Here is a 24,077-nt window from a genome sequence, read left to right as displayed (position 1 = left end):
TCCCTCAGAAAAATCTAAGGGAGTTTTTTATTATTACAATAACCAATTATTTTACTTCTTCGTAGTTAACGTCGGTTACTTCTTCATCTTTGCCACCATTGGCTGCGCCTCCGGTTTGAGTTGGGTCTCCTGTTGGGGCAGCACCCGCAGCATAGATATCCTGAGAAGCAGCCTGCCATGCGTTATTCAATTTTTCAATAGAAGCATCAATTGCGGCAACATCTTTGGTGCCATGAGCTGCTCTTAGTTCAGCCAATGCACCTTCAATGGCTGACTTATTACCTGCTGAAAGTTTATCACCGTATTCTTTCAATTGTTTTTCAGTCGAGAAAATCATATTATCAGCAGCATTTAGCTTTTCAATTTTTTCTCTTTCTGCTTTATCAGCCTCTTCATTAGCTTTGGCCTCATCACGCATTCTCTTGATTTCATCTTCCGATAAACCAGACGATGCCTCAATACGTATCTTTTGCTCTTTACCTGTACCTTTATCTTTGGCAGTTACATTCAGAATACCATTGGCATCAACGTCGAATGTAACTTCGATTTGCGGAACGCCACGTGGTGCTGGTGGAATACCATCCAGATGGAATTTGCCTAAAGTACGGTTTTGGCTAGCCATTGGGCGTTCGCCTTGCAAGATATGTAATTCAACCGAAGGCTGATTGTCAGCGGCTGTTGAGAATGTTTCATTCTTTTTGGTTGGAATAGTAGTATTAGCTTCAATCATTTTTGTGAATACACCACCCATTGTTTCGATACCTAACGAAAGCGGAATAACATCAAGTAAAAGAATGTCTTTTACTTCACCTGTTAACACACCTCCCTGAATGGCAGCACCAATAGCTACGGCTTCGTCAGGGTTAACATTTTTAGAAGGTTTTTTGCCAAAAAACTTCTCAACTTCTTCTTGTACACGCGGAATCCGTGTTGAACCACCTACAAGAATCACTTCGTCAATATCACTGTTGCTCATGCCTGCATTTTTCATAGCTCTACGGCAAGGCTCCATTGCTCTCTGAATTAGCGAGTCGGCCAGTTGTTCAAATTTGGCACGGCTTAAACTTCTTACCAAGTGTTTTGGAATACCATTAACCGGGAATATGTATGGCAGGTTAATTTCTGTTTGAGAAGAGCTTGATAACTCAATTTTTGCTCTTTCAGCAGCTTCTTTCAAACGTTGAAGTGCCATGGCATCCTGACGTAAGTCAATACCTTCATCTTTCTTGAATTCGTCAGCAAGCCATTCAATAATCACTTGGTCGAAGTCGTCACCACCTAAGTGGGTGTCACCGTCAGTTGCTTTTACTTCAAATACACCATCGCCCAACTCAAGAATCGATACGTCGAAGGTACCACCACCCAAGTCAAAAACGGCTACGGTCATGTCTTTCCCTTGTTTGTCAAGGCCATAAGCCAAAGCAGCAGCAGTTGGCTCATTTATAATGCGTTTCACGTCCAGACCTGCAATGGCACCTGCTTCTTTTGTTGCCTGACGTTCAGCGTCATTAAAATAGGCAGGAACTGTAATTACAGCCTCTGTAACGGTGGTTCCGAGGTAGTCTTCGGCAGTTTGCTTCATTTTTTGAAGAATGAAAGCCGAAATTTCCTGTGGAGTATATTGGCGGTCTCCTATGCGTACACGAGGCGTATTATTTGGGCCTTGTTCTACATCATAAGAAATCGTTTTCATTTCTGCACTTACTTCATTGAAACGTTTTCCCATGAAACGTTTAATAGATTGAATCGTATTTTTAGGATTGGTGATAGCCTGACGTTTGGCAGGGGCACCTACTTTTTTCTCACCATTTTCTAAAAATGCTACGATTGAAGGAGTTGTGCGGGCACCTTCGCTGTTAGCAATAACAACGGGTTCGTTACCTTCCATAACGGCAACGCATGAGTTTGTTGTTCCTAAGTCAATTCCAATGATTTTTCCCATATTTTTTATTTCAGTAAATTAATTCAGATTGATTTATCTGTATTTCATCAATGGACGTGCCAAGCATTTATTTGGCAGAAAAAACTGACAGATTGACAGGGAATGAGTAAGAAATAATATACCGATTAAGCGTTTTTGACTTATTTAGACAAATACTTTTTTAGAAGAAGTACATATTGTCAATAAAGGCTAATTGCTACAACCGCCTATTTGTATTTTAAAGACACTACCAGCCTGAACCTGAAAACCCGGCTGTAATGTGACTGACTGCCCTGCCTGATAATTAACCTTTGCCTGATTAGAAATAGCGTTTGAAGCACTAATTGTACTAGATGCCTTAAAACTCAGATTAATCGACGGTAGTTCGTAATTATCTGCCGGATTAGTTAAGGTGTAGGCATTCTGGCAGTCGGGTATTACTTTTACTGAAACAAAAGCAGTGTTACTGGTACAGTCGCCAATAGTACAAGTAGCATTGTAAGTGGTAGTTGTGGTAGGGCTTACGTTTATAGAAATACCTGTCTGGCCTGTACTCCAAAGAACAGTGCCACCCGGGCAATCTGCTTGTAATATAGTGCTTTGCCCTATATTAATGGTATTAGGGGTAGCACCGAGCATTAAGTCGGGCAAGGTAATAATTTCAGCAACATTGCTCAGGGTAGACTCATTGCCTGAATAATCTTTGGCCGAAACCCGTGCGGTATAATAAAAAAGAGGTTCGAGCCCTTTTATCCGGTAGCTTGTTGCAGATGCACTTACGGAGTCTATTTTGATGTCGTTCAGATAAATTATGTATTTTTCAACCTCCATGTTGTCGGTAGAGGCCGACCAGCTTATGGTAGCACAATTCTGGCTTACCAGACTTTCACTTAAATTTTGTGGTTGGGTTGGTTTTTGAGTATCAACACAATGCAGGCGAGCACCGGCCCAGTCTGTGTGGTCATAATTAAAATTATCAGGCCCATAATTGGTGATGAGCTTTAGTTCCTGTACCCCACGCACATCGATATTTAATTTTATTGTAGCACTACTGTTATTTAAAAGTGGGCTTTCGTAACGGAGGGCATTATCGGCGTAAACCCTGAAATAAGCCGACCCATTTACGGGTGGGGCAGGGCCTACTTCATCGTCAAGGCCAATATCTGTAATAAAACGGCCAAAACTACCATTTAATTTGTAAGAAATTTCCGAATTAGCATGGCAGCCTATCCCTTTAGCATACGTTACGCCCTTTAGTTTAATAGGAGCACCATCATTACTTTTGTCGTATTTAATAGCACCTAAGCCGTTAATAGCCGTACACGCACCCATATCGGATAAATAAGTTATTCCGTTACAAGCTATTGCTCCTAAACAACCGCACGTAACAGGTTGAGTAAAAGTGATATTACCGTTAGCATCTTTTAAATAACAACGATACGTGCCACTTACCCTGCTTATTAATCTTGTAGTAGCCTCTTCGGGGTCCTGATAATCGGTATTTCCGGCATCTAATCTTACCCACTTGTATTCGCTATAACCATCAGGAGCTAGTAATTGTGACTCAGAATTTATCTGAGTAACTGTTACAACCGGAAGCGATTTAGCAGGAATAGGCGTAGCAAAATTAAAGAAGGTATCATCAAGCGAACTATTCCAGTAATTAGCTAATTCAATAACTCCCTGACTATTAAAATGTACATCATCAAGTCTGTAACCAGAACCAAGTAAGTCGGTATCAGGGCCAGGGAAAATCTTGTTAGCGTTGTCGCTACCCAAAATTTGTTGGGCAATTCTTATATCTGCCTGTGTATCATCATAATGAAAAAGCGTTGCTTTTGATATTACCCACGGAACGGTACTGCCAAAGTCAGCGCGACTTTTATTGATAACATAGTTGATATTGTTTTGATAAGTGCTTCCCGATAGATTTATGAAATTGTCGGATTCTCCCTGATGCCACAAGACTGCCCTTACACCAAATAAAGAAGCATAATAATTTAATATGATTTTTAGCCCACTGTAAGGTACTCCCACCTGATTACAGAAAGTCAACTGGCTACCATTATAGTGGTTGGGCGTAGGTATATTGTCTGAGCTTTCTTTCCAGTTAACACTTGAGGTTGAAGTAGCTCCCGCATTAAAAAAAGCAACAGGTACATTTAAGCGGCTTGTGAGCAAATCGCCAAGCCTGCCGTAACACCAGCTACTAAAACCTGTTTTTGATATAGGCCCATTAAGTTGCCCTAAAGAAGGATAATTCGGGAATTTTTTATCACATTGCCCTGCTCCACTGTCGTACCATGTAAGTTCGTTGTGTGTAATAACTCTTTCATCTTCAGCACCGTTACCAATATTTTCAAGACCCTGTGCATTTGATTGTCCTGCAATTAAAAACACTTCGCCCACCCCCACACGGTTCAAAGTAGCCGTGCCATTAATACTTCCACCTAAATAACTTCTTAATTCGAGCCTGTACCAGCCACCGGGCACATTTACAAGTGTACCGTTAAAAACACCACCTGTCGGATTGCTCTGAATGGTAGTCCAATCCATCACAACATTTTCATTGGCAGGGTTAATAAGACGTGCCTTAATTAAATCAATACTGATGTTGATGGCATAATTTCCAGCGATTGATAGATTGGCCTGATTATTCTGGTTTCTCTGAAAAACGGCCTTTTCCATAGGAAAAGTAATATTAATCTGTCCGTAGGAATATACAGAAAAAAGCAGAAAAATCAACAGCCAGATGCGAAGTCTCATAGTTATGGTCTTTTATTTTAGCCACTGCTTAAGTACTGAATAACAGCAGCCAGAGCCATAATTCAGACTAGGATAAATTATAATATCAGAATCACTCAATATTTTAATAATCAGGTTTTTAGCCTGATAGAATCACTTAAGCAGTTGTCGTTGTGGTTTATTTTTAAATAACTTATAATTCACTTTTTAGAATGAGGGTGTAAAGGTATTAAAAAACAAAAAGCCAAACCAAAAAAAGCAACCATAATTGATTTTATGGTAAACTTTTTTACGGTTTGGCTCTGAGTATATATAATTAATATTATTTGCCGCCAAATAAGCCGCCAAGCATACCGCCTAAGCCGCCGCCGCCTTGCTTATTGCCACCCATAAGGCCACCTGCAATATTTACAAGGTCGTTCATGTCAAGTTTGCCATCAGCTAAGGCACCAGCCCCCTGACTTAAAATGCTGCTGAAGTCTATACCTGATGTTTTACCACCCGATAATACATCCATTACACTACCTGTATTAACTGAGTCGTCGTCAGGGTCATTAACTTTGCTAATCAGGCTACCTAGTACTGACGGAATCATGCCAGTTACTACACTTGCTGCTGCCGAGTTTGACAAACCAAATTTCTCCATTAAATTGCCGATCACATTCTGAGCAATGCCGCCCACAATAGGATTTGACATCAGACCTTGATTATTACCTGAATTACCTCCAAGTAAGCCTAATAAACTACCAAGCCCGCCTTGTGTATGAGCCTGATTACTTAAGCCACCTAGAAGACCATTCATTACCTCGCTCTTAACATCTTCATTATGCTGATTTGGGACAGCAGGATTATCAACAACAGCACTCTGACCGTATTGCTGAATAAGCCCTTGCAAAACTTCTAACATGTTCTTATTTTTTAATGGTTGTTAATGGGTACAATATTATTATTTTTTTCTTACATTTAAACCAGAATCAGTTTAAATATACGTTATTTAGACCTTTAATTTATAGAAAGTAACAAGATGGACACAAAAAAAAATGTGACTGAGGTAGAATCTTCAAAAGAAGAAGGCATTACTCAAAAATCAGTTGTTGATTTACTTAAAGAAAATGTTGTTGATTTATTGTATCCGAGCGAATCTGATGAAAAATTAAAGGTTATTGACTGGCAGGCTGACCATCCGGCTCCTTTTAGCCCTATTCTTTTCAGAAAGTATATTGGGCTAACTCCCAGCGATAGGGTAGAGTCTTTACCGTGGGAAAAATTCTTTGACGTTGTATTGAACAAACAAGATTGGTGGACAGACTATGAGACTGAAAGAGCTGAGAAATTTGCCAGAATTAAAACTATTATGCAGGAAAATCTGACAGAATTAGAATATTTCAGGGCAGGAAGAGTAGAAATTGAAGCCTACCTGATTGGCAAAGATGCTGAAGGCAAATGGAAAGGGCTTAAAACCCTGATAATTGAAAGCTAGAAGCAGAAAAGGGGTATCAACCTGATTGATACCCCTTTTCATGTAATTGCTATGCTTATTTTACTTTCTCAACTACCGCTCTGAACGCCTCTGGGTGGTTCATTGCTAAGTCGGCCAATACTTTTCTGTTTAATTCAATACCAGCTTTGTTTAGTTTGTCGATTAAAACAGAATATGACAATCCTAACGGACGAACCCCTGCATTAATACGTACAATCCATAAACGGCGATAACTTCTTTTCTTTTGCTTACGACCAGCATAAGCATATACTAAACCTTTTTCAACGGCGTTTTTAGCAACCGTCCAAACGTTCTTACGACGTCCGTAATAGCCTTTGGCTAATTTTAAAACTTTTTTACGTCTTGCTCTTGAGGCAACGTGATTTACACTTCTAGGCATTTTAATTTTTAGTTTTTTGACTTTGGCGGTTTAGTTTATAAACCAAACTCTTTGGTGCCATTCATCGGGTGAAACAACTGAACCAATGTAAGAGTCCTGAGACTACTATTACATATTAAGTAAAGCCTCAATGCGGTTAGCATCAGATGGGCTTACCAACGTAGCCGAAACAAGATTTCTTTTACGTTTATTTGATTTTTTAGTCAGGATATGGCTATGGAAAGCGTGTTTACGCTTGATTTTGCCAGTACCTGTAATTTTGAAGCGTTTTTTAGCTCCAGAATTGGTTTTTTGTTTTGGCATTGTACTGAAACTTTTAGTATTGAATAAAAAGTAAATTGGGGTGCAAAAATACAATTTATTTATTGTTTTTCCAAGTTTGTGTTCAAAATCTTATCTAAACGCACAACAGATTGCACCATCGAACGCACATCATGGTAATTAATTTTCCACGAATGGCTCATGTGTTTCCAGATTGGCTCGCCTTGGCGCGTCATTAAAGGCCACCACTCACCCAATTCATGGTTAATCATTTTGTCGAATACAAACCTGTGTACATTTACATAAGCATTCCAGTATTTTTCATCTTTCAGGTATCTGAAAGCATCCAGCATTCCTATCAGCATTTCGGCTTGTTGCCAGAACTCTTTTTCACGGTCATATACTTCTCCGGCGTGCGAGCCTTCTACATAAACGCCACCATACTCCCAGTCAACACCATATTCAACCGAATGGCTGAACGATTTTTGAATTTGTTCACGATGAGTATCATAAGGCAGACCAAGAATATCAAGGGCGTGCATTAGTAACCACGCAAATTCCGAATTATGGCCGTAACTGGTGTTATCTTCGGCGGCGGCTTTTTGCCCATCTTCTGTAAATCTGTCCCATCCCCATACTATATCAAACTTAATTTGGGGTGCAACGCTCCAGTCAGCCCAGAATTGCGGAATTCCGGTTCCGTATACCGGATGCATAATTTTCTTGGTCAGAAGCTCAATTATTTCGAGCAATTTCCGGCGATGCACCTGTTGGCCTGTGCATTCATAAAGGGTAGTAAAGGCTTCCATCAAGTGCATGTGCGCATCAAGTGTTTTTCTATCGCCCCCGGCAGCCCCCGGCCCTTTTAAGTCCCAGTTTCTTAAAAACATTTCCCAGTAACCGCCGTAATTTGTATCAACAGCATACTTTTGAAGTAAATCAAAAACTTTTTCGGCATATTCTTGTCCGCGGGGGTCACCAGTGGCTAAAGTATATTCGCTTAGGCTATAAATGGCAAAACTATGGCCATAAACTATTTTTTCATCAATAGTTACTTCTCCCTTGCGGTTTACCATCCAGTAAAAGCCACCATGTTCTTTGTCCCACATTTTGTCAAGCAAAAAATCAACACCATGGCGTGCCATTTCAGCAAGTTTACCACCACCATAGCCAGCCCTGTGTGCCGAAGAGTAAGTGAATACAGACCTACTTTGGGCAATTAAAGATTTTTCGTCTTCGCCAGAGTCATTGCCAAACTGGTCGAAATGAGTAATAAACCCACCGTACTGATTATCAACGGTTCGGGTTATCCAGAAAGGAAGCAGGCCAGAGTTCAGGTAATCTTTTATTTCATCCCGAAGTTGAATAGCCGTGTCTTTTGAGTACATAGGTATGATATAATATTTAAGAGTTGAATGTTGCTTGGTAGATATGTAAAATTTCGTCGGGACTAGCTGTTCCGGTCTGGCGGAGTTTCTGCACTGTTACGGCCGCAGCCAGATTAGCAATTTGTAAAGACTGCCTGATAGATGCCCCAGTACCTCTGCTTGCTGAAAAAGCGGCAACAACGGTATCGCCTGCCCCTACGGTGTCAATCTCTTGCCTGATTGGAACCGCTTTTACATTTTGTGTTTCTTCTTTATCGAGATACAGAATCCCATGTTCACCTCTGGTCACTATCAAAGAATCTCCAATTTGTGTTTGCAGATTCTTGCCATGTTCTATGCAGGCATTTTCATCTGCTTCATCTATATTGCTTATGCCTAATAGCCTTGCCATTTCCTCTGTATTGACCTTTAGGATAGTATTTTTTATGCAATATCCATAGGCACGTAAATCAGAAACAAACAAGCAGGCAGATGATTTTGAAATGAGTTGATTCAGTTGTTCGATTCTCTGCGGGTTTAAAAGCGGATTCGGAAATTGCTGATTAATTATCAGTACGTCAAGAGTATCAATAGCGTTCCCCAGCGAATCAAGCAAGTCTCCGAAAACGGTTTCATCAAGCTGGTTATGTGTGCCAAAATCTATTCTGTTAGCTTCGCCTTCGTCCGACATCGGCTTGGTATAGGTACAGGTATCCCAATTGTTGTTCAGAATTTTCAGGTTTTGTGTATTTACCCCAATTTTATGAAAGAGGCTCATCATTTCACGGCCATAAATATCATTACCCACACAGCCAAATACCTGTATTTGCTCAATTCCTAGTGCTTTCAGGTTATTAACAACGTTTCCGGCCGCTCCAAGTGAAGAATGAGGCTTGCTAGCCCAGAAAACCTCTTTGCCGGTTTCTACCGAAAACTCCTGACTTTTATAATGAATATCATAATAGAAATCGACCGCGAAATCACCAATAACTCCAACACGTAAAGTACTTATTTTTCTAAATATCTCTTCAATTTCACTTCTTGTAATAGGCATCAGATAAAGTATTAAATTCTTTCAAAATTTTATTGCAATAATGCAAATAAGATGGACGTGGTAAAATTGCTAAAAAAATGCTAAATGTAAATTAAAAACCAGCAAAACTTCTTTATCGAAAAATCAGCCTCTTTATTAAACTGAAAAAATCATAAAAACGACTACTGATAACCAATCATTTATATCATTATTAAAAAATAATACGTTTTAAGCATGATTTTTTTATTAATTTAGTGGTACAGAAATCTCAGAATATTCAGATATGCAATTTTCGCACTTACATAATCACACGCAATTTTCGTTGCTCGATGGAGCCTCTGATATAAAAAAATTATTTGCAAAAGCACAGGCTGACAATATGCCCGCCATGGCCATTACCGACCACGGTAATATGTTCGGGGTGTTCGATTTCGTAGCTACTGCCAATAAATATAATGTGAAGCCCATTGTTGGCTGTGAGTTTTATGTGGTAGAAGACCACACCCGCAAGCAATTTACCAAAGAACAAAAAGACCAGCGTTTTCATCAACTTTTACTGGCTAAAAATGCAACCGGTTATAAAAACCTCACAAAACTATGTTCCTTAGGGTATATCGAAGGGCTTTACGGTAAATACCCGCGTATTACTAAAGCCCTGATTGAACAATACAAGGAAGGGCTTATTGCCACCACCTGTTGCATAGGGGCAATGGTACCTAAAACGATTCTCAGAAAAGGAGAGGAGGAAGGCGAAAAAGAATTTAAATGGTGGTTGGATAGATTCGGAGAGGATTATTATGTCGAAATACAAAGGCATGATATTCCTGAGCAGATAAAAGCAAACGAGGTGTTGATAAAATTCGCCAAGAAATATGGTGTAAAAATTATTGCTTCCAATGATAGCCATTATGTTGACCAGCAAGACTGGGTAGCCCATGATATTCTGTTATGTGTAAATACCAACGAAAAACTATCGACCCCATCGGCCAAAGAGTTTAATGACGATGATTCCGTTTCGAGAGATACACGTTTTGCATTTTATAACGACCAGTTTTATTTCAAAACTACACAGGAAATGAGTACGCTTTTTAGCGACTTGCCTGCGTCTATTGACAACACAAATGAAATCGTTGATAAGGTAGAAACACTGAAGCTCAAGCGTGACATTATGCTTCCGAATTTCCCGATTCCTGAGGCGTTCAGGATACACTCCGACGATGTAATGAATCAGTGGGAGTACCTGAAACACCTTACTTACGAAGGGGCAAAACAGCGTTATGGTGAAATATCGGTGGAAACACAAGAACGGCTTGATTTTGAGTTGTTTACCATCAAATCAATGGGGTTTGCCGGATATTTCCTTATTGTATCGGACTTCATCAAAGCAGGCCGCGACTTAGGTGTCATGATTGGCCCTGGCCGTGGTAGTGCGGCAGGGAGTGCAGTGGCTTATTGTATAGGTATTACAAACATCGACCCTATTAAATACAACCTGCTATTTGAGCGTTTTCTGAATCCTGACCGTAAGTCGATGCCCGATATTGATACGGATTTTGATGATGAAGGTCGACAGAAAGTAATTGATTATGTGGTAAAAAAATATACAAAGAATCAGGTAGCGCAGATTATCACCTATGGTACTATGGCCACCAAATCGTCGATAAAAGACGTGGCTCGTGTCATGGAACTACCTCTGGCAGATGCTAACTACATTGCGAAACTCATTCCTGATAAACCCACTTATGGAATTGATTTTGAAAAGCTGATTCATTATCCGTTAGATGGGCCAAAGAGTTTGTCTGAAATTGGTTTGCAGCCCGACGAAATCGAGAATGTGAAAAAAGTACGTGCTATGTATAATGGCACCGACCTGACAGCGAAGGTTTTACAACAAGCTGAAAAACTCGAAGGTACAGTCCGAAATACAGGTATTCATGCGGCGGGTATCATTATCGCCCCTGAAGACCTGTACAACATTCTTCCTGTTTCTACCTCAAAAGATTCTGAACTGCTGATAACACAGTATGAAGGAAAAATCATTGAAGATGCAGGGGTAATCAAGATGGACTTTTTGGGACTGCGAAACTTGACTATCATCAAGGATTGTCTGCGTATGGTTAAAGAAAATCATGGGGTAGAGATTGACATCGACAATATTCCGCTCGATGATACAAAAACTTATGAGTTGTTTCAAAGGGGCGAAACCAATGCTGTGTTCCAGTTCGAGTCTGACGGCATGAAGAAGTACATGAAAGACCTCAAACCCGACCGTCTCGATGATTTAATTGCTATGAATGCCCTGTACCGTCCGGGGCCGATTGCATACATCCCTAACTTTATTAACCGGAAGCATGGCCGTGAAGAAGTAACCTACGACTTGCCCGATATGGAGGAATATCTGGGAGAAACCTACGGCATTACGGTGTATCAGGAGCAGGTAATGCTTCTTTCGCAGAAACTGGCAGGTTTTTCAAAGGGTGATGCCGACGTTTTGCGAAAAGCTATGGGGAAAAAAGACCGTAAAACGCTTGATAAACTAAAGCCCCAATTTTTGGAAGGTGCAAAGGCAAAAGGGCATCCTGAGAAAACCCTTGAAAAAATCTGGACAGACTGGGAAGCCTTTGCTTCGTACGCTTTCAATAAGTCACATTCTACCTGCTACGCCTTTGTGGCTTATCAGACAGCCTATTTAAAGGCTCATTATCCATCCGAATATATGGCGGCCGTCTTGACCTCTCAATTAGGCAATATCGATAAAATTACATTCTTCATGGAAGAATGTAAGGCTATTGGTTTACCTGTATTGGGGCCAGATGTGAACGAGTCGCAGAAGCAATTTAGTGTAAACAAAAAAGGCGAAATCCGTTTTGGTATGGGTGGAATTAAAGGCTCTGGCGATGCAGCCGTTGATGCCGTAATTGAAGAACGTGATAAAAATGGGCCTTTCAAAGATATTTTCGACTTTATTACCAGAGTGAACCTTCGTACGGTAAACAAAAAAACGCTTGAGTCGTTTGCCTATGCCGGAGCTTTCGATTGCTTTCCAGATTTGCATAGAGCGCAATATTTTGATGATAGCGACGGAAGCACATTGATTGAGAAACTTATCAGATATGCCAACAAACACCACGAAAATGCGTCGGCAGGGCAGAATTCCTTGTTTGGCTCTCTAGGAGGGAGTGGCTTTGATATTGCCAAGCCAAAAGTGAATCATACCGAGCAATGGGGTGATATTCAGAAACTTAAATTTGAAAAAGAAGTAGTAGGGTTTTACATATCGGGCCACCCGCTTGATGAGTTTTCGTTAGAAATGAAACGGTGCGTACCGCTCGACCAGATTTTTGAGCCGCATAACCAGAACAAAGAAATAAATATCGGTGGAGTGGTGTCGATGGTGCAACACAAGCAGTCGAAGAACGGAAATCCATTCGGTATTCTGAAAATTGAGGACTATAACTCAAGCATGGAAATGATGCTTTTCGGGCAAGATTATGTTAATTTCTCGAAATTTCTGAATATAGGGCTATTTTTGTTTATTCGTGGTAAAGTTCAAACCAGATGGGGCCGTGAGGGTGAATGGGACTTTAAACCTCTTGGAATGGAATTGCTGAGCGAACTGCGCAACAAAATGTTTAAAGAAGTGAAAATTATTATAGGTTTGCAGCAGATAAATGCCCAGTTAATTGAAGAAATTAATACAACTGCAACCCGCTACCCGGGTACATTCGATTTTAAGTTATCGGTACATGATGCAGAAGAAAGGCTTGATGTTTTGCTGCTTTCAAGGAAAGCAAAAGTGGCTTCAACGAACGATTTTGTTAAAGAACTAAAGCAATTAGTAGGAGACGAAAATGTTGTTTTTGCTTGATGGAACTTTTCTTAAATACTGTTTTGTTAGTCATGTAACAAACAAAATAATAACAAAAAAACCTTAATTCCAAAAGAGAAAAAAAGGTACTAAATCATTATAAAATGGATCATAAAGCAATTAAAGTCACGGACGCAAACTTTGCAGAACTGATTATGTCTGACAAACCCGTATTAGTAGATTTTTGGGCAGAATGGTGTGGACCTTGTAAAATGATAGGCCCATTAGTTGAAGAAATGGCTAATGATTATGAAGGTAAAGCAATTATTGGCAAAATGGATGTTGACGCAAATGCACAGGTTCCTATGAACTTCGGTATTCGTTCAATTCCTACGCTAATGATTTTCAAAAATGGTCAGTTAGTTGATAAAATTGTTGGCGCAGTTCCAAAACACGTGCTTACTTCAAAATTAGAAGCGCAATTGAACTAATATATATCAATACGAATTTAAAAAGCCTGATTATGCACGCATAGTCAGGCTTTTTTATGAAATTTAGCTTTGCTATGTTTAGTTGGTAAGGCTCAGGGCTTTTTCAAAATCTACTGCCGAATCGTCGATTTTTACTTCTTTTAACAACTCTCTGACGGGCTTTTCGAGTGCATGGTTATCAGCAATATTTGAAAAATATACCAATAAGAATTTTTGGTGCGGCGCCATGTTTACCACGTTACTAAAACCGCACGTGCTACCAGTATGGTACAGTTCAATATGAGAGGTGTTGTCATAGCCATTAAACCATCCTAAGGCATAGTTAATACCCTTTGTACCTGCAATTGGCTTATTAATTTTTTTAAGCTCAAAGTCGAGATTAAACAATTGGTGTGTAAGTATGGCCTGATACCACTTCTGATAGTCATCCAGCGATGTATAAACACAGCCATCGCCTTTGGTAGCACTAGTAATACTCTGGTCCGAAAAAACAAGTTGCCCTTCTTTGTTTCTGGCATAGCCCATAGCTCTGTTTTTTATGGGTTTTCCTGTTTCATAGATAAGGGTGTTTTTCATACGCAGTGGCTCAAATATATTTGCTTTGATGAAGGCCGAAAAACTTTGCCCTGAAACCTTTTCTACAATTTGTTCTAATAAACAAAATCCTGAGTTACTGTAACGAAACTGGCTACCAACCGCAAAATATGTTTGCTCTTGTGGTTTCAGTAATTCCAGAACATCCGCATCTGAAATTTGCTCTTTCTGATTATCTGAAATTAGTTCTTCATAATCTTTGATGCCTGATGTATGTGTTAGCAAATGTTTGATTTGAATAACTGAACCAACTTGTTTATTAAAATCAGGAAAAAACTTTAGGAGGTTGTCTTCATAACTCAATAACTTACGATTCTCGAGCAAGATAATACAAGCTGCTGTAAATTGTTTTGAAACAGAGGCCATTCTGAAATTAGTTGAAGCCGTAACAGATGTTTTGGTTTCAATATTAGCTAGCCCGAACCCTTTTTTATAAATAGTTTTTCCGTCTTTGATGAGTAACAAGGCTGCACCTGCATTGTCAGGGCTGATATTTGCTCTAAACAGAGAGTCGAGTTTCTGGGTTAAACCCTGTGCAAACGAAAGATGAGCCATTAACAGAAAAATAATGGTTTTTTTCATAAAGCTATTTTGATTGTAAACAGACCTATAACCCTGTTATGCGTACTCCCGAATGAGCAATTGAGCCAACTGTGGTACACCAACCGTGGCGGTTTCGGTTATAAAGCTAATATTATTATGATTAGAAGAGGCTTCAGGAATATAAGGGTCAACAAGAAATTTAGCTGCATGTGAGCCTACATAGTGAATCAATCCGGCAGCAGGGTATACCTGTAATGAAGTGCCTACAACCACAAAAACATCTGCATCAGCAGCTATTTTGGCTGCGGGCTCAATCATGGGTACCATTTCGCCAAACCAGACAATGTGTGGCCGAAGCTGATGTCCATCTTCTCCTAAATCGCCCCAGTAAATAGCATCACCACCAATATCTTTAATTAATTTTTCATTTTTAATACTCCTTACTTTACTTAATTCGCCATGTAAATGCAATACCTGCGTAGAACCTGCTTTTTCATGCAGGTTATCGACATTCTGGGTAATAATATTTACATCGAAATACTTTTCAAGTTCGGCTAAAGCCTGATGCCCTGCATTAGGTTGAGCTTCAAAAGCTTTTGCACGGCGTTCATTATAAAACTGTAAAACCAGTTCAGGATTTTTGTGCCAACCCTCAGGTGTAGCAACATCTTCTATCTTATGGTTTTCCCATAGGCCGTCGCTATCCCTGAAAGTTTTCAGGCCACTTTCTGCACTAATACCAGCACCTGTTAATACAACCAGTTTTTTCATAGAAATAGTATTTCAGGGTTTACCCATTGGCTAGTTTCAGGCAATCTTCTAATGTTAAAGTAGCGGGGTCGGTGCCCTTAGGTATTTTAACATTGCGTTTGCCCACCTTAATATATGGCCCGTATTGCCCGTTTAAAACCTGAACAGTCGGGTTCTCAGGAAACTCTCTGATAATTTTATTGCTTTCAGCGGCTTTTTTAGCCTTAATAATTTCTACGGCTTTGTCAAAGTTTACCTCAGCTGCGTTAGTGCCTTTATCGATATTGTAATATTTGTCGCCGTGTTTTACGTAAAAGCCAAAACGACCTTTCCCGATATTAACAGCCAGACCTTCAAAAATACCCAAGTCTTTTGGTTGTGACAAATCGCCACTATTGCGTTTAGCTTCAATTACTTCAATGGCTCGCTCTGCAGTTATCAGATATGGATCATCGGCTTTGTCGAGATTATAGAACTTTTCGTCATGTTTGATATATGGCCCGAACTTACCAGCCGCAACTAACAGGGGTTTATCTTCATAAAAGCCAACTTCGCGCGGTAGTTTAGGCATATCAAATAAAGCCAGTGCATCTTCTAACGTGATGGTATCAACCAGTTGATTTTTCATCAGACTGGCAAAAACAGGTTTCTCTTCGTCATTGATTTCCCCAATCTGAACATAAGGGCCAAACTTGCCAATTTTTACCGAAACCTTTTTACCAGTTTTTGGGTCAATTCCAAGCTCACGGGCACCTTTAGTTGCTTTTACACCGTCGGCTTGTTCCACTTTTTTATGGAAATCCTTGTAAAAATCGGCAATCATTTTTTGCCATTCTACTTTGCCGTCTGCTACTTTATCAAAATCTTTTTCAACATTGGCTGTGAAACTATAATCGATAATGTCGTCGAAGTTCTCTACCAGAAAATCGTTTACAACCATACCAATATTGGTCGGAAATAACTTGGCTTTTTCAGTACCGTAGGTTTCTTTACCTATTTTCTCGGAGATAATATCACCTTTCAATGAAAACTCCTTGAAATTTCTTTCCTTACCCGGGCGGTCTTCTTTTACAACATAATTTCTTTTAATAATGGTAGAAATTGTTGGCGCATACGTAGAAGGACGGCCAATGCCCATTTCTTCCAGTTTTTTTACCAGACTTGCCTCGGTGTAACGTGGGGCTGGTTTGGTAAAGCGTTCGGTAGCTTTCATTTCAGACAGGTTCAGTTCCTGCCCGATTGCAAGTGGTGGAAGCATACCTTTGTTTTCTTCGTCCTCATCGTCGTTCGACTCAAGATATACTTTCAGGAAACCGTCAAACTTAATTACTTCTCCGGTAGCTATTAATTCTTCGGGTGTGCTCGAAATCCCAATTGTGGCAATGGTTCTTTCGAGTTCTGCATCAGCCATCTGTGATGCTATTGAACGTTTCCAGATTAACTCATAAAGACGTTGTTCGCTTCTGTCGCCATCTATCTTTTCAACGCTAAAATCGGTAGGTCTGATAGCTTCGTGTGCTTCTTGTGCCGACTCACTTTTGGTTTTATACTGTCTGACTTTTACATATTTTTCTCCATAAGCGTTTTCAATCTGGATTTTTGCCTTTTCGATGGCTTCTCCTGAAAGATTGGTTGAGTCGGTACGCATATAAGAAATCTTACCCGATTCGTATAATTTCTGCGCAACAGTCATGGTTTGTAATACCGAAAAACCTAATTTTCTTGAGGCTTCCTGTTGCAAAGTTGAAGTAGTAAAAGGGGCTGCCGGCGATTTTTTGGCAGGTTTTACTTCCAGATTTTTGATGGTAAAAATAGCTCCACGACATTTCTCTAAAAATGTTTTTGCCTGTTGTTCGGTTTCAAAATTTTTAGGGAGTTCGGCATTAAGTATTTTACCTTTATCAACCAGAAACTGTGCTACTACTTTAAACGATGATTTTGAGTTGTGCCCATCAATTTCTCTTTCTCGCTCAACAATGAGCCTCACTGCTACCGATTGTACCCGCCCTGCCGATAAATTAGTGCGCTCACCGGTTCTGATTTTTTGCCAAAGTACTGGCGAAAGCTCAAAACCAACCAGACGGTCAAGAATCCGGCGGGCCTGTTGAGCATTCACAAGGTCCATGTCAATCGTACGTGGATTCTGAATAGCAGTAGTAATGGCCTTTTTTGTGATTTCTCTGAAAACAATACGCGGGGTCGAATCTTTCAGCCCTAATGATTCTTTCAGATGCCATGAGATGGCTTCTCCCTCACGGTCGTCGTCAGTAGCGAGCCATACTGTTTCCGACTCTTTGGCAAGTTTTTTAAGCTCGTTAATAACTTTTGTTTTGTCAGAAGAAACAGCATATTTAGGAGTGAAATTTTTATTAATATCAATTCCCAGTTCCTTGTCAGGTAGGTCTCTTATATGTCCAAAACTAGATTTAACTGTAAAATCTTTCCCAAGATACCCTTCAATGGTTTTTGCTTTTGCTGGTGACTCAACTATAACTAAGTTCTTCGACATTCTTTGGCCTTTATTTGAATTTTTGTGCGATATTAAGATAATAATGCAAAAGACTGCACAAAAGTTTTAGAAAAATTATTAAAAAAATATGAAAACGAAAATATTTGAACAAAAATGCACCGTTTTTGAGTTATTTCATCAGGGGTATATTTCATGAAAATCATGTTTATACGTAATTTAATGCTTATTTTTCGCAATATTTGAAAAATTACTATTCAAAATTTGACGATGTTTTGTAATTTTGGCGCAATCCTTCATCTATCAATCCGGATTTGAGTTTTTAACATTTAAAATTTTCTTTAACAAATGGCAGTTTTTGATTTAGATATGATTAAGAGCGTTTACGCTCGAATGCCCGAAAGAGTAGAGGCCGCTCGCAAATTAGTAGGCAGACCTCTGACTTTGGCGGAAAAAATACTTTATTCTCATTTGTGGGAAGGTGTTCCTGCAAAAACGTATGGTAGAGGAGTGGACTATGTTGATTTTGCCCCTGACCGCGTTGCTATGCAAGATGCAACCGCGCAGATGGCATTGTTACAATTCATGACTACCGGCCGTCCAAAAGTTGCTGTTCCTTCTACTGTTCATTGTGACCACTTGATTCAGGCAAAGGTAGGTGCTGCTGAAGATTTGAAAGTTGCTAACGAAAAAAATAAAGAAGTTTACGATTTCCTTTCATCAGTATCTAATAAATACGGTATAGGTTTCTGGAAAGCAGGAGCGGGTATTATTCACCAAGTAGTTATTGAAAACTATGCTTTTCCGGGTGGAATGATGATAGGTACTGACTCACACACACCTAATGCAGGTGGTTTAGGTATGGTGGCGATTGGTGTAGGTGGTGCTGATGCTTGCGACGTAATGTCGGGCCTTGCATGGGAACTGAAAATGCCTAAACTTATTGGTGTAAAACTATCAGGTAAATTAAAAGGATGGGCTTCTGCAAAAGATGTTATTCTGGAAGTAGCAGGCCGCCTGACAGTAAAAGGAGGAACCGGATACATTGTTGAATATATTGGTAAAGGTGCAGATAGCCTTTCGGCTACCGGTAAAGGTACCATCTGTAATATGGGTGCCGAAATTGGTGCTACTACCTCATTGTTTGGTTATGACCGTAAAATGGCGGCTTACCTTAAAGCAACTGGCCGTGCCAAAGTAGCTTCTTTGGCTAATGGTATCAAAGATTTGCTTCGCCCTGACCAAGAGTGTATCGATAACCCTGAACAATACTACGACCAAGTTATTGAAATTAACCTTTCAAGACTTGAGCCACGTATCAATGGACCATTCACTCCAGATTTGGCATGGCCGCTTTCTAAATTTGCCAAAGCTGTAAAGAAAAACAAATGGCCAGAAAAACTTGATGTAGGTCTGATTGGTTCATGTACTAACTCATCTTACGAAGACATGACACGCGCGGCTTCTGTTGCTGCACAGGCCGCTGCTAAACATATTGTAGCAAAATCGGAGTTTACAATTACTCCGGGGTCTGAACAAGTACGTTATACAGCCGAAAGAGATGGTATTCTGAATACTTTCAGTTCGATAGGGGGTGTAGTACTTGCCAATGCCTGTGGGCCTTGTATTGGGCAATGGGCCAGACATGGTGCCGAAAAAGGGGAGAAAAACTCAATCATTACTTCGTTTAACAGAAACTTTGCTAAACGTGCCGATGGTAACCCTAATACACACGCATTTGTGGCATCGCCTGAAATCGTAACTGCATTTGCCATTGCCGGTAGCCTTACATTTAACCCTGCAAAAGATACTATTACTAACGAAAAAGGCGAACAGGTAAAACTAGACCCACCTCAGGGTGTTGAGTTACCTCCACTTGGCTTCGATGTAAAAGATGCTGGTTATCAAAAACCTAAAAAAGATGGTAGCAAGGTAAAAGTGGCGGTGAGTCCTAAATCGGACCGCTTACAATTGCTTGAGCCATTCAAGGCATGGGAGGGAACAGACCTTACCGGCTTGAAATTGTTGATTAAAGCAAAAGGTAAATGTACAACCGACCATATCTCGATGGCTGGCCCGTGGTTAAAATATCGCGGACACCTTGATAATATCTCAAACAACCTTTTAATTGGTGCAATTAACTTTGCTAATGGTACTGCCAACAAAGTTAAAAACCAAATTACTGGCGAATATGGCGAAGTACCAGCCGTGCAACGTGCTTACAAAGCTGCCGGAATCGGAAGTATAGTGGTAGGTGACGAAAACTATGGTGAGGGTTCATCACGTGAGCACGCAGCTATGGAGCCACGTCATTTAGGTGTTCGTGCCATTGTTGTTCGTTCGTTTGCTCGTATCCACGAAACCAACCTGAAAAAACAAGGTATGTTGGCATTAACGTTTGCTGACCCTGCCGATTATGATAAAATTCAGGAAAACGATACTTTCGATATTTTAGGCTTAACTACCTTTGCGGAAGGAGTACCATTAACATTGGTAGCGCACCACGCAGATGGCTCGAAAGATGAAATCAAATTGAACCATACTTATAATACAAGCCAGATTGGCTGGTTTAAAGCTGGTTCGGCGTTGAATCTGATTGCGGCTGAAGTATAAAAATAGAATCAAACGATTGATTGATAAATGAAAAATCCCGTGGAAACACGGGATTTTTTTATGGAAGTAGCTTATGGCTTTGGAAAATTCTTTGAAGCATCGTCAAGAACAAGAACCCAGTCTTGTCCATAGCCCGAGCGTGGAGGATTAAATTTATGAGTACCATTATTGTTTATTTTCCCTATTTCTTCTACTTTTCCATTTCGGGGGTCATACCAGTAAGCAGTTAATTGTGTTCCCGAAATTTTTCCGGTATTTACCGTAAAAGGTTTACCGGTAGAAGTATAGATAAAAGCGTAGTCGTTGCCTCTGGTAGCTTGAATGCGTTCACTGGCCGGAAGGTTATCTTCTACAATTAAAGATTGGTCAGGAACTCTGTCAAGAAATGGCCTTGATTCGATTAAACGGCGTACAAGTTTCATTTGTTTAGCCCCTGGTAAGTCGAGGGCCTGTTGCCAGTAAAAGTGAGGCCCGTTCACGGCTTCACGGTTAGGAGAATACATTTGCCAGATGTCATGACACCCATACGTATGCCCGAATGCTCCAGCAAATATATCCAGATACGCGTATTTTCGTACATCATAGGCACTAGAAGTTCCTAATTCGTGGGCATTAAAACAAACAGGGTGGTCTTCATAAATAGGTTCGCCATCAATAACAGGCTTAGTAGGGTTTCTGTCATAAGAGCCTTTAATGTTATCATAAATTGGGGTATCGCGGCAATGGCCGTTCTGAAACATATTGAAATCGAACCAATCATCATGATGAAACCATTGGCTTGCACCTTCGCGGTTGGGTTGAGGATGAAAAGTAATAAGGGCGTTGTCGTTTCCGCCAACACCTTCCACAATACCCGCAGCCATGGCTCTCCATACTTCAACATCGTTAGTACCTTCACGTGGGGTTCTGTCACCACCTAAAATCCAGATAATATTCTTTCGGTTTTTATAACGGGTAGCTAGCCATTTGCCATAAATACGCGCATTATTGGTATTAAAAACCTCAGGTCCCTTGCCCCATGTTGATTTATAGAGTTTATCACCCCATGTTGGTAAAAAACCAATTGTTAACCCATATTCAGCCGCTTTGTCAATAATGTAATCTACGTGTTTGAAATACGCCTCATTGGGTTTGGTAGGGTCATTATTAATTAAAGGTAAGTCGCCGTAAGGATTAGGAACATTCAGCCCATCAAATTCGGCAAGTGCTACGGCTTGTATAACTGTATAGTTCTGAGAAGCTCTTTTTTGTAGATAATAATCGGCATCTTCTCTGTCAAGTCGATGAAATAACTCCCACGCAGTATCGCCAAGCCAGAAAAAGGGCTTGCCATCTTTCAGTAAGAAACGTTTATTAGGGCTTACGCTGAAAGTCTGAGCAAAAACACTCAGGCACATTAAAAACAAGAGTAGGGTCGAATAGAATGATTTCGATTGCATATTTTGTTAGGTTAATTGAAAACAATAGTCTCATTCTTCGAAGAAAGCACAACTTCCGCCCACCCAGTCAAAATTTTTATTAAAGTTTACGCCAATCATTTCACCACGGCTCAAACGCGCCAGATTCGTCACTAATGCTGGTCGTTTGGCGTTATCGGCCCACGCAAATAGCATTCTTATTTCTGTCTTGATTAAATCACCTTGTAGGTCTTCAATTATAGGCTCATATTTCACTTTACGCTGAATCAGAAAGTTTTCTTTGTCAGTGATAGCGTCCAAATCATCTTTCGTAAAGTTTAGCTTTACGCCACTTCCAGCAAACGAAAACAAAGGTTTTAATACATAGTTCTCTAAATCGGCAGGATATTCTTTTAATTCCGATAAATAATAACTCTTAGGTACATAAGGGCTGTTGAGTAGCGGAAGCGTAAACTTGCTAATACGAAAAAACCAGTTAGGGTGAGTAACCCATGTTACATCAACATCATCGGTTAATTTAAACTCCGTTTCCAGATTCGGATAATTCTGTAATAAGTCGTCAAAAATCAGTCGGTTGTAAATTCTCTTGATGTCAATTCGCTTGCCATCTTTTTCATAATAGAGTTGCCTGCCGTCTTTTTTTATTTTAGTATAACATACTGGTTCAATACCCCAAAGTTGTTTTGTTATTTCAAAATCAAGCCTTGTTTTTTGTTTTTCGGGATAAATTTCGAGCAATATTACATTTTCGGCTTTTTCTTCTCCAAGAAAAACCTTTTTCATTTCGTCAACATACGAAGCCATACTTAGCCGATTAAAATATTGGCTAAAGTTTTTAGGGCTATAAAAGAACTTTTTATATTTCTGGCCGATATACCATTGATACCCGAACAATGATGGAAAGCCCTGTAATTCAATTAATTGTGGAGTAAGTTCGCCGTTTTCGCCCCGACAAACAGCGAAGTCAATGGCTAAAAAATGTGTATGGCTGTTTTCGTTAGGTACAAACTGATTTACCGGAATAGCTCGTTCAGTTTTAGCTTTAAAATCATCTTTCATCAGGGTATCGATAATGTCGTTACATGCCTGAAGAGTTTTTATTTTGAGTGCCTGTGGCACAAAAACGGGAGTTTCTGCTACACGGAAGTCTAATTGCTTGGGAAAATCCTTTTCAATTTCAGCTATGAGTGCCTCATATTTTTCTTGCGAAAAACTAGCATTAAACTGATGACGTATTTCGGGTATCATAAATTTAATTTATCGGAATGAATACTAATAATGGAAGAAAAAGGTATATCCACTTTTGCAGATATACCTTTAAAAGTCTTAGGCTAATTCTAATATGCTTTCGGCAGCATTTCTTAAAAAAGTCGGAATAATTACCGATTCGGTGAGCATAATTTTGTCTGGGTCATCAAGCCTGTCAATCATTTCCTCGTATTTTTCTGACCCATATTCTTTAATTACAGCCAGCATTTTTTCTTCTTGTTTGAAATAGTGCATCATTCCTTCAGAATCGGCTTCGGGGTGAAACTGCGTACCAAAAACCTCGTCCGAAAACCTTATAGCCATAATGGCTCTTTCTAAAGGCACATGAGGGCGCACTTTTTCCAGACATAAAACTTTGGCTCCAAATTCATTGATTTTTTCCCAGTTTGGTTGAATCAACTGATAATCTCTTGAATCAACTGCATAGAAAACATCAGGAAGTTTTTCAAACAGGGGCTCGTGTTCGCCATCTTCTGTCCGATGAATAGGCATTACTCCAAACGAAGTTGATTTTCTTTTACAAACCTCGCCAAAGCCTAGATGATAGCTTGCTATCTGGAAAGAATGGCAAATCAGAAAAAGATATTTTTTATCTTCATTCTGACTGTTATATTTAAAAATCTGGTCGATAAAATCAAAATATTTTTGTTCCCACAAATGACCTTCTGGTAACGGATTACCCGGCCCACCTGTGGATATAAATATCTGATAATCATTCAATGAAGGAATTTCATTTTTTTGTCGAACATCAAAAACATCATAATGCCCCGCGGTATCTTCCTGTGACAAAAATTGTTCGCACAACATTTTTATACAACGCATACCTTCATTGGGCTTGCCATCGTATAGGTCTAAAATTGCAATATTCATAACATAAAACAAACTCCCGATTGCTGTGAGGGAGGTCTAAATTAGTA

At 39.8% G+C, this 24,077-nt stretch carries 17 protein-coding genes; 4 read left to right on the top strand and 13 right to left on the bottom strand.

Features of this window, described 5'->3' with window-relative positions:
• Positions 1-46: 46 nt before the first annotated feature.
• The 3 genes from dnaK to WAA15_RS02440 all read right to left on the bottom strand — a co-directional run bounded on the left by dnaK (position 47) and on the right by WAA15_RS02440 (position 5,573).
• On the bottom strand, positions 47-1,942 hold the full coding sequence (dnaK, locus tag WAA15_RS02450) for a molecular chaperone DnaK (protein ID WP_337040807.1): 1,896 nt from the start codon (positions 1,940-1,942) through the stop codon (positions 47-49).
• Positions 1,943-2,131: 189 nt separating this feature from the next.
• Positions 2,132-4,687 carry an NPCBM/NEW2 domain-containing protein gene (locus WAA15_RS02445; protein ID WP_337040806.1) on the bottom strand — a complete coding sequence of 852 codons (2,556 nt, stop codon included), beginning with the start codon at positions 4,685-4,687 and terminating at the stop codon, positions 2,132-2,134.
• A gap of 301 nt (positions 4,688-4,988) precedes the next feature.
• On the bottom strand, positions 4,989-5,573 hold the full coding sequence (locus tag WAA15_RS02440; protein WP_337040805.1) for a hypothetical protein: 585 nt from the start codon (positions 5,571-5,573) through the stop codon (positions 4,989-4,991).
• A gap of 117 nt (positions 5,574-5,690) precedes the next feature.
• Here WAA15_RS02440 and WAA15_RS02435 point away from each other — a divergent pair, with 117 nt between their 5' ends.
• Positions 5,691-6,146, top strand: a complete 456-nt coding sequence (locus WAA15_RS02435; protein ID WP_337040803.1) for a nuclease A inhibitor family protein — start codon at positions 5,691-5,693, stop codon at positions 6,144-6,146.
• A 55-nt stretch (positions 6,147-6,201) separates the two neighbouring features.
• Here WAA15_RS02435 and rplT read toward each other — a convergent pair whose 3' ends face one another.
• The 4 genes from rplT to WAA15_RS02415 all read right to left on the bottom strand — a co-directional run bounded on the left by rplT (position 6,202) and on the right by WAA15_RS02415 (position 9,228).
• On the bottom strand, positions 6,202-6,546 hold the full coding sequence (gene rplT, locus WAA15_RS02430) for a 50S ribosomal protein L20 (RefSeq protein WP_337040802.1): 345 nt from the start codon (positions 6,544-6,546) through the stop codon (positions 6,202-6,204).
• A 108-nt stretch (positions 6,547-6,654) separates the two neighbouring features.
• Positions 6,655-6,849: a 50S ribosomal protein L35 gene (rpmI, locus tag WAA15_RS02425; protein WP_337040801.1), complete on the bottom strand. Its 195-nt coding sequence runs from the start codon at positions 6,847-6,849 to the stop codon at positions 6,655-6,657.
• A gap of 59 nt (positions 6,850-6,908) precedes the next feature.
• Positions 6,909-8,195, bottom strand: coding sequence for an AGE family epimerase/isomerase (locus WAA15_RS02420; protein WP_337040800.1), 1,287 nt, complete (start codon positions 8,193-8,195; stop codon positions 6,909-6,911).
• 16 nt (positions 8,196-8,211) lie between these two features.
• Complete coding sequence (locus tag WAA15_RS02415) at positions 8,212-9,228, bottom strand: bifunctional heptose 7-phosphate kinase/heptose 1-phosphate adenyltransferase (RefSeq protein WP_337040799.1); 1,017 nt, start codon at positions 9,226-9,228, stop codon at positions 8,212-8,214.
• Between the two features lie 262 nt (positions 9,229-9,490).
• Between WAA15_RS02415 and dnaE the strand changes: the two genes are divergently transcribed.
• The gene (dnaE, locus tag WAA15_RS02410; protein ID WP_337040798.1) at positions 9,491-13,075 is read left to right on the top strand and encodes a DNA polymerase III subunit alpha; all 3,585 of its coding nucleotides are present in this window, start codon (positions 9,491-9,493) and stop codon (positions 13,073-13,075) included.
• A 104-nt stretch (positions 13,076-13,179) separates the two neighbouring features.
• A complete protein-coding gene (gene trxA / locus WAA15_RS02405) occupies positions 13,180-13,506 on the top strand; it encodes a thioredoxin (RefSeq protein WP_337040796.1) in 327 nt (108 codons plus the stop codon).
• A 78-nt stretch (positions 13,507-13,584) separates the two neighbouring features.
• Here trxA and WAA15_RS02400 read toward each other — a convergent pair whose 3' ends face one another.
• Genes WAA15_RS02400 through topA form a run of 3 tightly spaced genes read right to left on the bottom strand, consistent with a single transcriptional unit; the run spans position 13,585 to position 17,902 of the window.
• Positions 13,585-14,682: a serine hydrolase domain-containing protein gene (locus tag WAA15_RS02400; protein WP_337040795.1), complete on the bottom strand. Its 1,098-nt coding sequence runs from the start codon at positions 14,680-14,682 to the stop codon at positions 13,585-13,587.
• A gap of 36 nt (positions 14,683-14,718) precedes the next feature.
• Complete coding sequence (locus WAA15_RS02395) at positions 14,719-15,414, bottom strand: SIR2 family NAD-dependent protein deacylase (RefSeq protein WP_337040794.1); 696 nt, start codon at positions 15,412-15,414, stop codon at positions 14,719-14,721.
• A 19-nt stretch (positions 15,415-15,433) separates the two neighbouring features.
• The gene (gene topA / locus WAA15_RS02390) at positions 15,434-17,902 is read right to left on the bottom strand and encodes a type I DNA topoisomerase (RefSeq protein WP_337040792.1); all 2,469 of its coding nucleotides are present in this window, start codon (positions 17,900-17,902) and stop codon (positions 15,434-15,436) included.
• A 306-nt stretch (positions 17,903-18,208) separates the two neighbouring features.
• Between topA and WAA15_RS02385 the strand changes: the two genes are divergently transcribed.
• Positions 18,209-20,473 carry an aconitate hydratase gene (locus tag WAA15_RS02385; protein WP_337040790.1) on the top strand — a complete coding sequence of 755 codons (2,265 nt, stop codon included), beginning with the start codon at positions 18,209-18,211 and terminating at the stop codon, positions 20,471-20,473.
• A 71-nt stretch (positions 20,474-20,544) separates the two neighbouring features.
• Here the strand turns inward: WAA15_RS02385 and WAA15_RS02380 are convergent, their stop codons facing one another.
• From WAA15_RS02380 to WAA15_RS02370, 3 genes are all read right to left on the bottom strand, one after another.
• The gene (locus tag WAA15_RS02380; RefSeq protein ID WP_442892743.1) at positions 20,545-21,912 is read right to left on the bottom strand and encodes a glycoside hydrolase family 140 protein; all 1,368 of its coding nucleotides are present in this window, start codon (positions 21,910-21,912) and stop codon (positions 20,545-20,547) included.
• A 30-nt stretch (positions 21,913-21,942) separates the two neighbouring features.
• Positions 21,943-23,139, bottom strand: a complete 1,197-nt coding sequence (locus WAA15_RS02375) for a hypothetical protein (RefSeq protein ID WP_337040789.1) — start codon at positions 23,137-23,139, stop codon at positions 21,943-21,945.
• A gap of 78 nt (positions 23,140-23,217) precedes the next feature.
• Positions 23,218-24,030, bottom strand: a complete 813-nt coding sequence (locus WAA15_RS02370; RefSeq protein WP_337040788.1) for a type 1 glutamine amidotransferase — start codon at positions 24,028-24,030, stop codon at positions 23,218-23,220.
• Between the last annotated feature and the right edge of the window lie 47 nt (positions 24,031-24,077).

The sequence above is a fragment of the Emticicia sp. 17c genome (assembly GCF_037153985.1).
In the GTDB taxonomy this organism is placed as follows: Bacteria; Bacteroidota; Bacteroidia; order Cytophagales; family Spirosomataceae; genus Emticicia.
This window is presented reverse-complemented; position numbering and strand designations above follow the sequence as displayed.

Bases quoted from the DNA above. Each gene is read 5' to 3' on its own strand.
- dnaK (WP_337040807.1), bottom strand. From the start codon at position 1,942: ATGGGAAAAATCATTGGAATTGACTTAGGAACAACAAACTCATGCGTT.
- WAA15_RS02445 (WP_337040806.1), bottom strand. From the start codon at position 4,687: ATGAGACTTCGCATCTGGCTGTTGATTTTTCTGCTTTTTTCTGTATAT.
- WAA15_RS02440 (WP_337040805.1), bottom strand. From the start codon at position 5,573: ATGTTAGAAGTTTTGCAAGGGCTTATTCAGCAATACGGTCAGAGTGCT.
- WAA15_RS02435 (WP_337040803.1), top strand. From the start codon at position 5,691: ATGGACACAAAAAAAAATGTGACTGAGGTAGAATCTTCAAAAGAAGAA.
- rplT (WP_337040802.1), bottom strand. From the start codon at position 6,546: ATGCCTAGAAGTGTAAATCACGTTGCCTCAAGAGCAAGACGTAAAAAA.
- rpmI (WP_337040801.1), bottom strand. From the start codon at position 6,849: ATGCCAAAACAAAAAACCAATTCTGGAGCTAAAAAACGCTTCAAAATT.
- WAA15_RS02420 (WP_337040800.1), bottom strand. From the start codon at position 8,195: ATGTACTCAAAAGACACGGCTATTCAACTTCGGGATGAAATAAAAGAT.
- WAA15_RS02415 (WP_337040799.1), bottom strand. From the start codon at position 9,228: ATGCCTATTACAAGAAGTGAAATTGAAGAGATATTTAGAAAAATAAGT.
- dnaE (WP_337040798.1), top strand. From the start codon at position 9,491: ATGCAATTTTCGCACTTACATAATCACACGCAATTTTCGTTGCTCGAT.
- trxA (WP_337040796.1), top strand. From the start codon at position 13,180: ATGGATCATAAAGCAATTAAAGTCACGGACGCAAACTTTGCAGAACTG.
- WAA15_RS02400 (WP_337040795.1), bottom strand. From the start codon at position 14,682: ATGAAAAAAACCATTATTTTTCTGTTAATGGCTCATCTTTCGTTTGCA.
- WAA15_RS02395 (WP_337040794.1), bottom strand. From the start codon at position 15,414: ATGAAAAAACTGGTTGTATTAACAGGTGCTGGTATTAGTGCAGAAAGT.
- topA (WP_337040792.1), bottom strand. From the start codon at position 17,902: ATGTCGAAGAACTTAGTTATAGTTGAGTCACCAGCAAAAGCAAAAACC.
- WAA15_RS02385 (WP_337040790.1), top strand. From the start codon at position 18,209: ATGGCAGTTTTTGATTTAGATATGATTAAGAGCGTTTACGCTCGAATG.
- WAA15_RS02380 (WP_442892743.1), bottom strand. From the start codon at position 21,912: ATGCAATCGAAATCATTCTATTCGACCCTACTCTTGTTTTTAATGTGC.
- WAA15_RS02375 (WP_337040789.1), bottom strand. From the start codon at position 23,139: ATGATACCCGAAATACGTCATCAGTTTAATGCTAGTTTTTCGCAAGAA.
- WAA15_RS02370 (WP_337040788.1), bottom strand. From the start codon at position 24,030: ATGAATATTGCAATTTTAGACCTATACGATGGCAAGCCCAATGAAGGT.